The organism is Acetonema longum DSM 6540, assembly GCF_000219125.1.
GTDB classification, from domain to species: Bacteria; Bacillota; Negativicutes; order Sporomusales; family Acetonemataceae; genus Acetonema; species Acetonema longum.
In genome coordinates this window covers 14824-27661 of the sequence record NZ_AFGF01000030.1, presented here as the reverse complement: position 1 = coordinate 27661, position 12838 = coordinate 14824, and the positions used below count along the sequence as shown (strand labels likewise).

General features: G+C 48.8%; 14 protein-coding genes. All 14 read right to left on the bottom strand.

Annotated features, from left to right (window positions below):
• Nucleotides 1–5 precede the first annotated feature (5 nt).
• The 14 genes from ALO_RS04175 to fabF all read right to left on the bottom strand — a co-directional run bounded on the left by ALO_RS04175 (nucleotide 6) and on the right by fabF (nucleotide 12822).
• Entirely contained in the window at nucleotides 6–587 is a 582-nt protein-coding gene (locus ALO_RS04175; protein ID WP_040292699.1) for an RNA methyltransferase, read from the bottom strand.
• A gap of 1 nt (nucleotide 588) precedes the next feature.
• Nucleotides 589–1335 carry a tRNA (guanosine(37)-N1)-methyltransferase TrmD gene (gene trmD / locus ALO_RS04170; protein WP_004573096.1) on the bottom strand — a complete coding sequence of 249 codons (747 nt, stop codon included), beginning with the start codon at nucleotides 1333–1335 and terminating at the stop codon, nucleotides 589–591.
• Nucleotides 1336–1341: 6 nt separating this feature from the next.
• A complete protein-coding gene (rimM, locus tag ALO_RS04165; protein ID WP_004573095.1) occupies nucleotides 1342–1842 on the bottom strand; it encodes a ribosome maturation factor RimM in 501 nt (166 codons plus the stop codon).
• A gap of 8 nt (nucleotides 1843–1850) precedes the next feature.
• On the bottom strand, nucleotides 1851–2258 hold the full coding sequence (locus ALO_RS04160; protein ID WP_004573094.1) for a YlqD family protein: 408 nt from the start codon (nucleotides 2256–2258) through the stop codon (nucleotides 1851–1853).
• Between the two features lie 13 nt (nucleotides 2259–2271).
• Nucleotides 2272–2499 carry a KH domain-containing protein gene (locus tag ALO_RS04155; protein WP_004573093.1) on the bottom strand — a complete coding sequence of 76 codons (228 nt, stop codon included), beginning with the start codon at nucleotides 2497–2499 and terminating at the stop codon, nucleotides 2272–2274.
• A 5-nt stretch (nucleotides 2500–2504) separates the two neighbouring features.
• Nucleotides 2505–2786 carry a 30S ribosomal protein S16 gene (rpsP, locus tag ALO_RS04150; RefSeq protein WP_004573092.1) on the bottom strand — a complete coding sequence of 94 codons (282 nt, stop codon included), beginning with the start codon at nucleotides 2784–2786 and terminating at the stop codon, nucleotides 2505–2507.
• A 40-nt stretch (nucleotides 2787–2826) separates the two neighbouring features.
• Nucleotides 2827–4176 carry a signal recognition particle protein gene (ffh, locus tag ALO_RS04145; protein WP_004573091.1) on the bottom strand — a complete coding sequence of 450 codons (1350 nt, stop codon included), beginning with the start codon at nucleotides 4174–4176 and terminating at the stop codon, nucleotides 2827–2829.
• Nucleotides 4166–4552, bottom strand: coding sequence for a YlxM family DNA-binding protein (gene ylxM, locus ALO_RS04140; protein WP_004573090.1), 387 nt, complete (start codon nucleotides 4550–4552; stop codon nucleotides 4166–4168). The genes ffh and ylxM overlap by 11 nt, the downstream gene beginning before the upstream one ends.
• Nucleotides 4553–4617: 65 nt before the next feature.
• The gene (gene ftsY, locus ALO_RS04135; RefSeq protein WP_004573089.1) at nucleotides 4618–5538 is read right to left on the bottom strand and encodes a signal recognition particle-docking protein FtsY; all 921 of its coding nucleotides are present in this window, start codon (nucleotides 5536–5538) and stop codon (nucleotides 4618–4620) included.
• 44 nt (nucleotides 5539–5582) lie between these two features.
• Nucleotides 5583–9146, bottom strand: coding sequence for a chromosome segregation protein SMC (gene smc, locus ALO_RS04130; protein WP_004573088.1), 3564 nt, complete (start codon nucleotides 9144–9146; stop codon nucleotides 5583–5585).
• 190 nt (nucleotides 9147–9336) lie between these two features.
• Nucleotides 9337–9597, bottom strand: coding sequence for a stage V sporulation protein S (locus ALO_RS04125; protein ID WP_004573087.1), 261 nt, complete (start codon nucleotides 9595–9597; stop codon nucleotides 9337–9339).
• 81 nt (nucleotides 9598–9678) lie between these two features.
• Nucleotides 9679–10743 carry an elongator complex protein 3 gene (locus tag ALO_RS04120; protein ID WP_004573086.1) on the bottom strand — a complete coding sequence of 355 codons (1065 nt, stop codon included), beginning with the start codon at nucleotides 10741–10743 and terminating at the stop codon, nucleotides 9679–9681.
• A 99-nt stretch (nucleotides 10744–10842) separates the two neighbouring features.
• A complete protein-coding gene (gene rnc / locus ALO_RS04115; RefSeq protein WP_004573085.1) occupies nucleotides 10843–11562 on the bottom strand; it encodes a ribonuclease III in 720 nt (239 codons plus the stop codon).
• 18 nt (nucleotides 11563–11580) lie between these two features.
• A complete protein-coding gene (gene fabF / locus ALO_RS04110; protein ID WP_004573084.1) occupies nucleotides 11581–12822 on the bottom strand; it encodes a beta-ketoacyl-ACP synthase II in 1242 nt (413 codons plus the stop codon).
• Between the last annotated feature and the right edge of the window lie 16 nt (nucleotides 12823–12838).

The following is a 12838-nucleotide window of genomic DNA, read 5'->3' as shown; positions in this document are numbered from 1 at the left end:
CCTTTTCAACGGTCCCGTTCCAGCCACCAGGGTTCTCCTAACAGCCTGTCCAGTATAATGGCTACTGCCGACCGAACTGATAAATGGTTATAGTCTCCTGGCCCCAGGACGGGTTCTAAAATATAATCAAACTGCTGCATCACTGATTTTTCGATCCCCCAGCCGGTCCCGAACAAGATCAGACAGGGACGGGTCCCTGTCTCTATTGTTCGCCTCAGTTGCCCGTAAGAAACCGTGTTGGGAAAGCAGCGGGCATCGGTAGTCACAATAACGGGCGCTTGACGTTCCGCCTCGGTGATGCACCGAACAGTCATTTCCAAGCTTTCGGCCAGTTCCAGGATGTCCAGAGCCTCTTTGCGGTCCGGGTTATACTCAGCGCCCAAACCTGTCTGCCAGTGATCCATAATTTCTTTGACCAATTCCCGTTGGCTGGCAAGGGGATGAATCACAAAATAACGCTTTATATTATAAGTACGGGAACTACGGGCGATATCATGAATATCAAAATTGGTAACAGCCGAAGTAATGATCTCACCGTTTTTATTATAAATCGGATAGTGCAATAACCCTAAATAGACCGACGGCATATTAATCATTATCCTCCTCGTCGGCTATCTCCGCCAAAAGTTTTAGGTCGTATGGACTGAGATCGGCGGCTTGCAATAATTCCGGACGTTTTTTCTGCGTAATCCGCAAGGATTGTTTGCGCCGCCAGCGTTCAATTTTGGCATGGTCGCCGGACAATAACACCTCTGGCGCCTGCCAGCCGCGAAAATCACGAGGACGGGTGTACTGAGGGTATTCCAGCAACCCATTATAAAAGGAATCTTGCTGGGCTCCATCACTGGCGCCGAGAACTCCAGGCAGCATCCTGGCTACAGCATCCGTCACCACCATGGCCGGCAATTCACCGCCAGTCAGGACATAATCACCGATCGACAGGGATTCATCGGCTAAAAAGGCGCGAATGCGTTCATCCACTCCTTCATAATGACCGCAGATCAGGACGAGATGCTGGAATCCGGCCAGTTCTTTGGCTTTATCCTGGGTGAAAGTCTGTCCGCCCGGACACATCAGGATAATTTTTCGTTTAATTGCCTCCTCCCCTGTCAACAGACTTTCCACCGCAGCAAAGACAGGTTCCGGTTTCATAACCATCCCTGAACCGCCGCCGAAAGGGTAATCGTCTACAATATGGTGCTTATCCACGGTAAAATCGCGGGGATTGGTAACGTTAACCACCAGCAATCCGGTCTCTCTGGCTCTTTTAATGATACTATGCCCCAAGGGGCCGGCAAACATCTCGGGAAATAAAGAAATAATATCAATCTGCACAGCTATTCACGATTCCCATTCTTCTTGGAGTTTAACCACGATTTTTTTGCCGGCAGTATCGATGGAGCGTACCACCTCTTTCAATGCCGGAATTAAACGTGTGGAGTCGTTCTCTGCCGTAACCGCATACACGTCATTGCTGCCGGTCTGAATGATATCCGTCACCGCCCCAAGATATACCCCTTCTTCTGTGTACACTTTGCAATCCAGAATTTCAAATAAATAATAATGCCCTGCAGGCAAAGGCATTACTTCTTCTTTAGGAATCTGTATGTATTTTCCCCGCAATAATTCAGCCTCATCACGGGTATTGCATTCCCGGAGTTTGATCAGTACAAACTGCTGGTGAAATTTTATGTTTTCGACAGTGGCAGCCGATTTATCATCAAAGTAAATGCGTTTCAGACTTTGAAACCGCTCAGGGAAATCTGTCAAAGTAACGACACGAAGGTCACCCCGCACACCGTGCGGGGCAACAATCTTGCCGACAGCAATCAGAGTTGTCATATCAGCTATCAACTACGAAACGCGACGATTTTGCCGTTTTCCAGCAATATTTCCGTAGACATAATGCGGTGCAGATCATCGCCCACATTGACGGTCACGACTCTTTGCATATTCCCCTGAACAATCTCGGCGCCAATCTCGAGCTGAGCCGTTTCTTTCAGTTTTTCTGTCATATGATTTTTGAAGTCAAGCCGTTTCTGCTTTTCCGCTTCCACTTGCTGCCGCAAAGAAATCAGTCCCTGGGCATCAATTTTAGCCTGCTCCGCCATAATGCGCTTTGCCTGAAAATCAATCTGCTGCAGTTCCATGTCGGCTTTTTTGATGGCTTCCTGGACCTCAGCCGCCAACTGGGCTTTTAATTCATCCGTGACTTTCGCCTTAATTGTTATGGGACAATGCAAGGTGATGCTATCCATACTGAATCACTCCTTAAATGATCTCAACCATGACTTTTTTGTTATCGCGGGTAGCAGCTGCTTTTACTACTGTACGAATCGCTTTGGCGATACGACCCTGTTTGCCGATAACTTTGCCCATGTCTTCAGGAGCGACGCGTAATTCAAAAATGGTAGCATCATTGTCTGTTGTTGCGGTAACATTGACTTGATCCGGGCATGTAACCAACGCCTTGGCAATTATTTCTACCAATTCTTTCATAGCGATCACGCCTCTTTCTTGCTGCGCTTAACCTCATCCCACTGTTTCATGACGCCGATATCGCTCAATAACGATTTTACAGTGTCAGTAGGCTGGGCGCCTTTCTGCAGCCAGTCGATGGCTTTTTCGGCATCAACCTTAATAACTGCCGGTTCTACAGTAGAATCATAATGACCCAGTATATCAATAAAACGGCCATCACGCGGCGAACGGGAGTCGGCAACAACCACACGGTAAAAAGGATTTTTCTTGGCTCCCATACGCATTAAACGGATTTTAACTGCCATATATATCACCTCCTTCATAGAGTATCCTATCATATAGAAATTATTTGAAAAAAGGCAGATTAAATCCTTTTGGTTTTCTACCACTTTTTTGCATAAGCTGAAACCGCTTCATCATTTTCCGGGTTTCTTCAAACTGTTTGAGCAGGCGGTTCACATCCTGTACTTTCGTGCCGCTGCCGCTTGCAATCCGTTTGCGTCTGCTGCCGTTAATAAGGGCCGGATCCTGTCTTTCTTTTTTGGTCATAGACCGAATAATGGCCTCGGTGCGCTTCAGATCCTTTTCATCCAATTCGGCGTTTTTCAGCTGTTTGAGTTGACTGCCCATGCCGGGAATCATACTCAGAATCTGCTCCATAGAACCCAGTTTGCGAACCTGCTGCAGCTGCTCCAAAAAATCGTCAAAGGTAAAAGAATCTTTGCGGAGTTTTTTCTCCAGTTCTCTGGCCTTATCCAAATCCAGGCTGGCCTGGGCTTTCTCAATGAGACCCAGCACATCCCCCATGCCGAGAATGCGGGAAGCCATCCGGTCAGGATAAAACGGTTCTAAAGCATCCAGTTTTTCGCCCATACCGGCGAATTTGATCGGACAGCCAGTCACAGCCTTAATGGACAAGGCCGCCCCGCCGCGGGCATCGCCGTCGAGTTTGGTCAGGATTACGCCATCCAGACCCAGTTGGCCGTTAAATGCCTCGGCCACCCCCACCGCGTCCTGACCGGTCATGGCATCCACCACTAACAGGATTTCATGCGGTTTCGCCTGTCCTTTAATCAAGCGCAATTCCTGCATCAACTCTTCGTTAATATGCAGCCGTCCGGCTGTATCGATAATGACCACATCCCGCAGCAAGGCATTGGCCTGGTCAATACTTTTTTGAGCAATGGTCACCGGACTTTCTTGATCTCCCAGGGTAAAAACCGGAATATCCAGCTGCTGACCTAATACCTGCAGCTGTTTAATCGCCGCCGGACGATACACGTCAGCCGCAACCAGCAGGGGCCTTTTATTCTGCCTTTGCAGAAGGTTGGCCAATTTTCCGGCGGTAGTCGTCTTGCCGGCTCCCTGCAAGCCTACCAGCATAATCACAGTAGGCGGCCGGGAAGAGATATTGAGACGGCTTTGGGTCCCTCCCATCAAGGCAGCAAGCTCGTCATAGACAATTTTAACCACTTGCTGTCCCGGCGTCAGACTGTCCATGACTTCCTGGCCAATAGCCCGTTCTTTTACCCGGCTGACAAAATCCTTGACCACCTTAAAGTTAACGTCTGCCTCCAGAAGCGCCATCCGCACTTCTCGCAGAGCTTCACTCACATCCGTCTCGGAAAGTTTGCCACGACCGCGCAGTCGCTTGAATGTATCCTGTAACTTATCGGCTAATCCCTCAAAAACCATTTCTGGCTGGCTCCTTTCCTCCGATTCCCCGCTCGTAATCAAGCAAGGATTCCACGACCCGGATGATTTCCCGCAGTCGTGGCTGCGGTTCCGTTCCTGATATATTGACTAAGGATTCGTGTATCTGGCTCAACAGTTCCTGCTCATGGTGAAACCGTTCCACCAGCTTCAATTTTTTTTCATAATCCAGCAAAACTTGTTCGGCCCGCTGCAGAATATCATGTACCGACTGCCGGGATACGCCGAATTGATCGGCAATTTCCGCCAGAGACAAATCATTCAGATAATGCAGCCGGATATATAACTGCTGTTTTTCTGTTAAAAGCGCCCCATAAAAATCATATAACGATCCAATCAACAGCATTCTGTCAAGCATTGCGGCACCCTCCGCCAACTACTCACTTATGACAGTATAAAGCACAGTGATTTCATTGTCAAGGATTATTCCTTGTCAGCAAATAATGCGGCAACAAACTCTTCCGGAATAAACGGTCTTAAATCATCCATACCCTCACCCACGCCAATCCAGCGGACGGGAATATCTAACTCGTGCTTGATGGCCAGCACTACGCCGCCTTTGGCCGATCCGTCCAGCTTGGTCAAAACAATGCCGGAGACCTGAGCGGCCTGGCTGAAAATATTGGCCTGGCTCATGGCGTTCTGTCCGGTGGTGGCATCCAAAACCAGCAGGGTTTCATGGGGAGCGCCGACAATTTCTTTGGCAATCACCCGATGGACTTTTTTCAGTTCTTCCATTAAATTGGTTTTGGTATGAAGCCGGCCCGCAGTATCGATGATCAGCACATCAACCCCTCTGGCCACTGCGGATTTACAGGCGTCATAAGCCACAGCTGCCGGATCTGCGCCTTCGGTATGCTTCATGACATCGGCGTCGATGCGTTTGCCCCAGATTTCCAGCTGATCAATGGCGGCAGCCCGGAACGTGTCGCCGGCAGCCAGCATCACTGATTTTCCCTGTTGGCGGAAATAGCGGCCCAGTTTGCCGATCGTTGTTGTTTTACCGACGCCATTGACGCCAACAACCAGCAAAACCAAGGGCTTATGCCCGCCCTGGGAAATCGCTGCAGCGTTCAGCGCTAAAATTTCCGTCATCCGCTTCCTCAAATAAGGCTTAAGATCCTGAGGTGTCTCTATTTCTTTCTTTTTGATGGCGGCTTTTATATCCGACAAGAGGGTTTCCGTGGTCTTGACACCCACGTCTGCCGTCAGCAAAATCGCTTCCAGCTCCTCTAGAAGCTCATCGTCAATTTGGGCATAGCCAACTACAAGCCGCTCAATATTTTCTGTCAGATTTTTTCTGGTTTTCTCCATTCCTGCCTTTAATGCATCAAAAAATCCCATGGCTCCTCCTATACTGACTCTGCGATTATATTATCCTTATATTCTTAGCCAGCCCTATCCATAAATTTAACGGATACTAAACGTGATACCCCCGACTCTTCCATCGTAACGCCATGCATCATGTCGGCTGATTCCATGGTCCCTTTACGGTGAGTGACAACAATAAACTGAGTTTTCTTAGCATAGTCTTTCAAAAATTCACTAAACCGCTGGACATTAGCCTCATCCAGGGCTGCGTCAATCTCGTCCACGGCGCAAAAAGGCGCGGGACGATAGGCCAAAAAGGAAAATAACAGGGCAATAACGGTCAGAGCCCGCTCACCGCCTGATAATAAAGCCAGGTTTTGCTGTTTTTTCCCCGGCGGCTGTACGGTAATTTCGATTCCTGTTTCCAGGATATTATCCGGGTCTACCAGACAGACTTCGGCCTTGCCGCCGCCAAACAAGCGGGTGAAAATATCGGAAAAATGCTCATTGATCTGGGCAAATGCGGCGATAAACTGCTTGGACATGGTTTGATCGATGTCGAAAATCACCGAGAGTAAACAGTCTTTGGCTTCCACCAGATCCTTATACTGCTGCTGTAAAAATTCAAATCGGTCCTTAATGCGGATGTATTCTTCGATGGCCCCAGGATTGATCGGCCCCAAAGCCGTAATTTCAAATTCCAGTTGTTTAATTCTGGAGGCCAGGGAATGATGATCCTCTTTTAAGTACATTTCCTGAGCCGCTTCCAGCGTCAGGCAAAAATGATCTTTCAGCTGCTCAAAGCCATAATTTACTTCATATTCGTATTTTGTTACCATTAATTGCAACTCATGCAATCGATTCTCAGTTTCATGACAGCGTCGACGCAGTTCTTTGGTTTCTGCTTCCAGTTTCTGCATCCCGGAAAGGATCGCCATTTTATTGGCGTAGAATTCTTTTCGATTATTCTCCGCCAAGGCCTTACGGCTGAGCAGGTCGTTTTTAGTTTCGACAATACTCTGCAGTTCCTGCCGGCAACCTTGAATCTCGCCCAGCCATGTTTCCTGATCCTGATTCAGACTTTTTAGCTGATGTACATAACTGTCCATATCCGTGCGATATTTGCCGCAAATTCCTTCCAGAGCCAAGGCTTCTTGCTCCAGAGTGGTATATTTCACCTTTAAGTCGGTAATACGAGCAGCGTATATTTCTCTATTGCCTTGTAGAGTTTTTAAAGCAGACTGCCACTGACTAACCTGATCTTTGTGCTGATGACTTCTATTTTCAAATTCGACGATTTTCTGGCGAGTCAGAGCGGCTTTCTCCTCAAGGGCCATTTTTTCTTGTTCTATTATGAGAATTTCTTCTTCAATGGTTTTAAGAGTCAGACAAATCCGCTCCTGATCAGCCGCTGTCTTTGCGACACTGCCTTCCAGCTGAACAGACTGCAGCCTGGTCCCATTTTTTTCCTCGCTCTGAGCCGAAAGAGCCTGGTTGAGGTTGGCCAGCTCTTCCTTCCATTGTTCCCGTGCTGCGTTCAGCTGGCTTAATTGACTGCTCAGCTGGGCGGTTACTTGCTGCAGAGACTCGATTTCACTGGCCCGGCCTAAGAAGCTTGATTCCTTGCGATTGCTTACGCCGCCGGTCACGGATCCTCCCGGATGCAGCTGTTCTCCGTCCAGGGTGACAATTCGCAGGGAATAGGAGTATTTGCGAGCAATGGTCAAAGCTGTCTCCAGATCTTTCACAACTACCGTGCGCCCCAGAAGATACTCCGTTACATTGGCAAACTTGGCATCGGTATGGACCAATTGAGAGGCCAGTCCCACAACGCCTGCTTCTTTAGCTGCGTTTCGCTCAAAATCACGGGGAGGTCTCAACTGGATGGTATTAAGGGGTAAAAAGGTAACCCGGCCAGATTTTTGTTGTTTCAGATAATCAATGGCTTTTTTGGCCACAGAGTCATTTTCCACGATCAGATGCTGCAGCGCCGCCCCCAAAGCGGTTTCCACTGCCAGTACATACTCAGCGGGAACAGAAATAACCTGGGCCACTGCGCCAAGCACACCGGGGCGCCAGTCGGCCTGAGCTTTTAAAATGCTTTTGATCCCCTGGCCGAACCCTTCGTAATCCTGCTGCATATTCTGCAGAATTTGCCAACGGGACTTGGACTCATTCCAGCGTTGCGTCACTTGTTTCTCTTCACTGGCTAAGGAAAATCCTTTTTGTTCCAGGCTTTGCTTTTGCTGATACAGAACCTGGATTTTTTCATCCGCCAGCTGCATATTCCGCCGTAGCGCGGACTGCTGTTCCTGCAACTGACCGAGCGTCCCGTCAATCTGCTCCAGCTGCAGATTGCAGTTGGCTTGCTCGGTCTGCAATTGCCTTTGCCGGGATGCAAGCTGCGTTGTTTGGCGATCCAGGGACTGCAGGCTGTTTTTTTCACCGGCCAATTCCTGCAGATAGTCAAAGGCCTGATCTCTGCCCTGGGCAATTTGTTCCTCTATCGCTGCCAATTGTCGGTTGGTTTCACTGAGTTCGGCTTCGGCCAAAATGACTGTATTATTAAACTGCAGAGCATGATCTCTTTTTTCTGTAAACCCTGTCTGCGATTCTGCGAGTTTTTGCTGAATCTGCCGCACTTGCTCGCCGACCCGAAGGATATCGGCCTGAATTCTCTCAATGGCCTGATTTTTTTGGACAATACGTTCTTCCAGAACTGCCGTTCTTCCATCCAGCCGTTCGGTTTCGGTATGGATACCGTTGATTTCGGTTTCGCAAACGCTGACTTGCGAGTCTGCCGCCTGTAGTTCGGCCGTAAGCTTTTCCAATTCAGCTTCACTGACAGATAAGCGGGTTGTCATTTCAATCCGCCCGGATTCAAAGGCTTCCCGTTCCGCATTAGCGCTGGTCACCATCTGTTGCGCCCGTTGCAGCTTATTTAAAAGCTGGGTAACCTGGCAGGCAACCAATTCGTGATGCCAGGTATTATACTGCTCTGTTTTGGCCGCGCTTTCCGATAAAGGGGTCAGCTGGGTCTCCAGTTCAGCCATAATATCCGCTACCCGCACTAAGTTTTGCTCAGTGTCGTCCAGCTTGCGCAGGGCCTCTTTTTTTCGGTGCTTGTATTTAGTAATCCCGGCCGCTTCCTCAAATAGCAAGCGGCGTTCTTCCGGTTTGCTGTTTAAAACTTCATCGATTTTATTCTGGCCGATGATCGTCATAGACTCCCGGCCAAGTCCGGCCTCAGTCAACAAATCCTGAATGTCCTTAAGGCGGCATAAGGATTTGTTGATCATATATTCACTCTCGCCGGAACGGAATACCCGCCGGGTAATAATCACTTCGTTATAATCCAGCGGCAACGCATGATCGGAATTATCGAAAATCAGCGAGACTTCCGCCACCCCCAGAGGCCGCCGTTTGGTGCTGCCGGCAAATATAATATCTTCCGTTTTAGCGCCGCGCAAGTTGCGGATATTCTGCTCTCCCAGCACCCAGCGGATTGCGTCTGAGATATTGCTTTTGCCGCTGCCGTTAGGCCCGACGATAACAGTAATCCCCGGCCCAAATTCAAGTTCAGTTTTATCGGCAAAAGATTTGAATCCATATGCTTCAAACTTGCGTAGTAGCAAGAACATCCCCCTCTCACCTAGCGTAACCTAGTCATCAAGATTTTACCACGTAATGCTGACGCAAGACAACGAGAAAAAAGCCTGCCTTGCGGATCTTGTTTCCACCTTGGCGAGAAACAAGACCGCTTTGCGGATCTTGTTTCCGCTTAAATAAAAAACCTGTCTGCGCCGCAAACAGGTTTTTTACAACAAAATTCTAACGCGGTTCTACTATGAATCGAATCGAAGTCCGTTCTTCCCCATCAATCGTGATTTCCGTAAATGCCGGTATTGTCACCAGATCAATGCCATTAGGAGCAACAAAGCCACGTGCAATTGCTATCGCCTTAATGGATTGATTGACCGCCCCCGCCCCTACAGCCTGCAGTTCGGCGGATCCCTTTTCCCGCAGCACTGCAGCGAGCGCTCCAGCAACAGATTTAGGGTTGGATTGTGCAGATACTTTAAGCATTTCCATCACTTAACCTCCTTTGAAGTTAGAGCATATATAGCTATAAGTATTCTGCTCGTTTCCTATAAATTCCTTCCTTTACAGTTTTTAAACAGAAAATAGCATCGATTTATTTCCGACAAATTTCGTGGAATTAAATTCAATTACGACACTGCCCTTATGGTCCAAATCTCCCCGCAATTTGCATACAACCCCATATTCCCGCTGCCAACGCAGGAGATTGTTATTTTTCATTCCCCGCATTTTGGATTCTTCCTGGGGATGAAAATGTATAATCACCGGATTTAGGCGGGAAGCCGGCGGCAGACCGATTTGCTCCAAAGCATGAGCAACCACAAGGTAATAAATATGAGAATCCACCAGTTCGCCAAAGGCCGGATGATAGGGACCGGCCACAGTGACAGCCGAGTCCTCCAGTTCCCGGCTTGCCTGAAGCCCGGTTCGTATCACCGGAATATGATTGCGTTCACAAAGCAGCTTCATGTAAGCACAGCGCTTTACCGCCTCATCAAGGGATAGAGGACGGAATTCTCCCTGCTGATACATATCCGCTAAGGCGGTACCGGCCAGGACCACAGTTGGATACAGACGGATAAAGTCCGGCCGGCACTTTACCGCCAATTCAGTGGTTTTGATCAGCTTATGCCAATTTTCCTTCGGCAAACCGGGCATAAGCTGAACGCCGCAGGTAAAGCCGGCTTGTTTGACCAGTTCCACTGCCCGGATTGCATCCCGGGCGGTATGCCCCCGGTTGGCAGTCTGCAGCACGGCATCATCCAAAGACTGGACGCCCAGTTCCACCGTAGCGACCTGATACTGTCTCAGTCTGGCGACGGTATCAGGATCAATGCAATCCGGCCTGGTTGAAAGCCTGATCGCGTCAATTTTCCCGGTGCTCAGAGCCTCATAAGCAGGCCGAAGAAAAGAACATTGCGTGTCGGCAGGCAAGGCGGTGAAGCTGCCCCCGTAAAAAGCCACTTCTACAAATGTGGTCTCACGGGAAACAGTCATCAGATACCGGTTGATCGTCTCAGCAAGCTTTTCTGGCTTCACCGGTTCAGTGTTGCCGGTGATTTTATGCTGATTGCAAAAGACACATTGCCGGGAACATCCGTAATGGGGAATAAAGATGGGAATAATGCATCGTTTCATATGGGTTATCCTTCATCTCAAATTCTCAAAGCTCTGGGAGAAGAAAACTCCTCTTCGCAGAGTTTTTTCGTCTAAATAGAGCATTACACACCTCCAAATTCAGGAAGTGTGTAATGTGTGCAATTCACCGAGCGCTTGTTTCGCAGCGTTTTGTTCCGATTCTTTTTTCGTCTTGCCGGCGCCAATCCCCAGCCGCCTGCCGTTGACCGAAACAGCAACTTCAAACAATTTGTCATGGTCAGGCCCCCGCTCGCTGACAACCTCGTACTGAACTTTGCCGTCAGTGTTTTTCTGGACCCTTTCCTGTAATATTGTCTTATAGTCATTGTTGTATTCGCCGCGTTCCACCATGAGTAAATCCCGTTGAAAATGTTTGAGAATAAACTCAAAAACGCAGTTAAACCCGGCATCCAAATAAATAGCCCCAATTACCGCTTCAAAAGCATCTGCCAATATCGATACGCGTTCACGTCCGCCAGAACTCAATTCACCTTTTCCCAGGAGCAGATGCTCGCCGATACCAAGTTTAACGGCATGCTGGGCCAAAGTTTGCTCGCAGACGATGGTTGCCCGGGCTTTCGTCAATTCACCTTCAGGCAGTCTGGGAAAATATCGGTAGAGATAATCGCTGATGACCAGATCCAAAACGGCATCCCCTAAAAACTCAAGACGCTCATTATCAACAATATCAACGCCTTTATACTCGTTAGCATAAGAAGTATGAATTAACGCTTGGTGAAATAAAATCAGATCAGAAAAACGGATGCCTATTTTGTCGCTTAGAGCAGATAGCGTCCGGATCCTGCGTTTATCCAACATAGTATCACTTTCCCATTACTACCCCAGATATTTTTTGACCAAAATTGTTGCATTGTGACCGCCAAAGCCAAAGGAGTTGGAGATAGCCACCCGAACCGTTTGTTTCCGGGATTTGTTGGGAACATAATCCAGGTCAAGCTCTGGGTCCGGTGTATCGTAATTAATCGTAGGGGGAATTTCGTCTTTTGCAACGCTCAGGACGCTGGCCACAGTCTCAACGCCGCCTGCCGCCCCCAGCAAATGCCCGGTCATGGATTTAATCGAGCTAATTGCCAATTTACTGGCATGAGAGCCGAACAGGGACTTAATTCCCAGAGTTTCATTTTTATCGTTCAAAGGAGTGGAAGTGCCGTGAGCATTGATATAATCCACATCTTCCGGTTTCAGTCCCGCATCGGCAATAGCCGCCGCCATACACTTGGCTGCCTGGACACCTTCCGGAGCAGGAGCGGTGATATGATAGGCATCCGCATTGCTGCCATAGCCGGCTATTTCAGCGTAAATGCGAGCCCCGCGAGCCAAAGCATGCTCCAGGGACTCCAGGATGACAATACCGGCGCCTTCGCCCATGATAAAGCCATCACGGCCTTTTTCAAACGGACGGGAGGCTTTTTCCGGTTCATCATTACGGGTAGACATAGCCTTCATCGAGCAGAAGCCGGCCACTGCCGCAGGAGAAATAGGCGCTTCTGTACCGCCGGCTACCATCACATCGGCATCGCCACGCTGAATCATCTTGAAGGCATCACCGATGGCATTCGTGCCGGTCGCGCAGGCTGTGACCACACAGGTGCAAGGCCCCTGCAGTCCGAAAGTAATAGATGTTAAGCCTGAAGCCATGTTAGCAATCATCATCGGGACAAAGAAGGGACTGATTCGGTTCGGACCTTTGTCAAACAAGGTTTTATACTGGTCATGTAATGTTTCTATACCGCCTATGCCGGTGCCAATCACGGTACCGATCCGGCTGCGATCTTCTTTTTCCAGCTCCATGCCGGAATCCTCTAAGGCCATCTTAGCGGCGGCAATGGCAAACTGAGTGGAACGGTCCATCCGTTTCGCTTCTTTTTTATCAATAAATTGTGTAGGGTCGAAATCCTTCACTTCACCGGCAATCTGGGTGGCATAATCCGTCGGATCAAATCGACTGATCCGGGTAATGCCGGATTTACCCTCCATCAGGGAATTCCAAAACGCGTCCTTGCCAATGCCTATCGGGCTAATAGCCCCTAACCCTGTAACAACTACTCGTTTTTTCATATTATCACCTCTTAAT

What these genes read in the sequence shown, in the direction of transcription:
- ALO_RS04175 (WP_040292699.1), bottom strand. Translation starts at nt 587, where the DNA reads ATGCCGTCGGTCTATTTAGGGTTATTGCACTATCCGATTTATAATAAA.
- rimM (WP_004573095.1), bottom strand. Translation starts at nt 1,842, where the DNA reads ATGACAACTCTGATTGCTGTCGGCAAGATTGTTGCCCCGCACGGTGTG.
- ALO_RS04160 (WP_004573094.1), bottom strand. Translation starts at nt 2,258, where the DNA reads ATGGATAGCATCACCTTGCATTGTCCCATAACAATTAAGGCGAAAGTC.
- ALO_RS04155 (WP_004573093.1), bottom strand. Translation starts at nt 2,499, where the DNA reads ATGAAAGAATTGGTAGAAATAATTGCCAAGGCGTTGGTTACATGCCCG.
- rpsP (WP_004573092.1), bottom strand. Translation starts at nt 2,786, where the DNA reads ATGGCAGTTAAAATCCGTTTAATGCGTATGGGAGCCAAGAAAAATCCT.
- ffh (WP_004573091.1), bottom strand. Translation starts at nt 4,176, where the DNA reads ATGGTTTTTGAGGGATTAGCCGATAAGTTACAGGATACATTCAAGCGA.
- ylxM (WP_004573090.1), bottom strand. Translation starts at nt 4,552, where the DNA reads ATGCTTGACAGAATGCTGTTGATTGGATCGTTATATGATTTTTATGGG.
- ftsY (WP_004573089.1), bottom strand. Translation starts at nt 5,538, where the DNA reads ATGGGATTTTTTGATGCATTAAAGGCAGGAATGGAGAAAACCAGAAAA.
- smc (WP_004573088.1), bottom strand. Translation starts at nt 9,146, where the DNA reads ATGTTCTTGCTACTACGCAAGTTTGAAGCATATGGATTCAAATCTTTT.
- ALO_RS04125 (WP_004573087.1), bottom strand. Translation starts at nt 9,597, where the DNA reads ATGGAAATGCTTAAAGTATCTGCACAATCCAACCCTAAATCTGTTGCT.
- ALO_RS04120 (WP_004573086.1), bottom strand. Translation starts at nt 10,743, where the DNA reads ATGAAACGATGCATTATTCCCATCTTTATTCCCCATTACGGATGTTCC.
- rnc (WP_004573085.1), bottom strand. Translation starts at nt 11,562, where the DNA reads ATGTTGGATAAACGCAGGATCCGGACGCTATCTGCTCTAAGCGACAAA.
- fabF (WP_004573084.1), bottom strand. Translation starts at nt 12,822, where the DNA reads ATGAAAAAACGAGTAGTTGTTACAGGGTTAGGGGCTATTAGCCCGATA.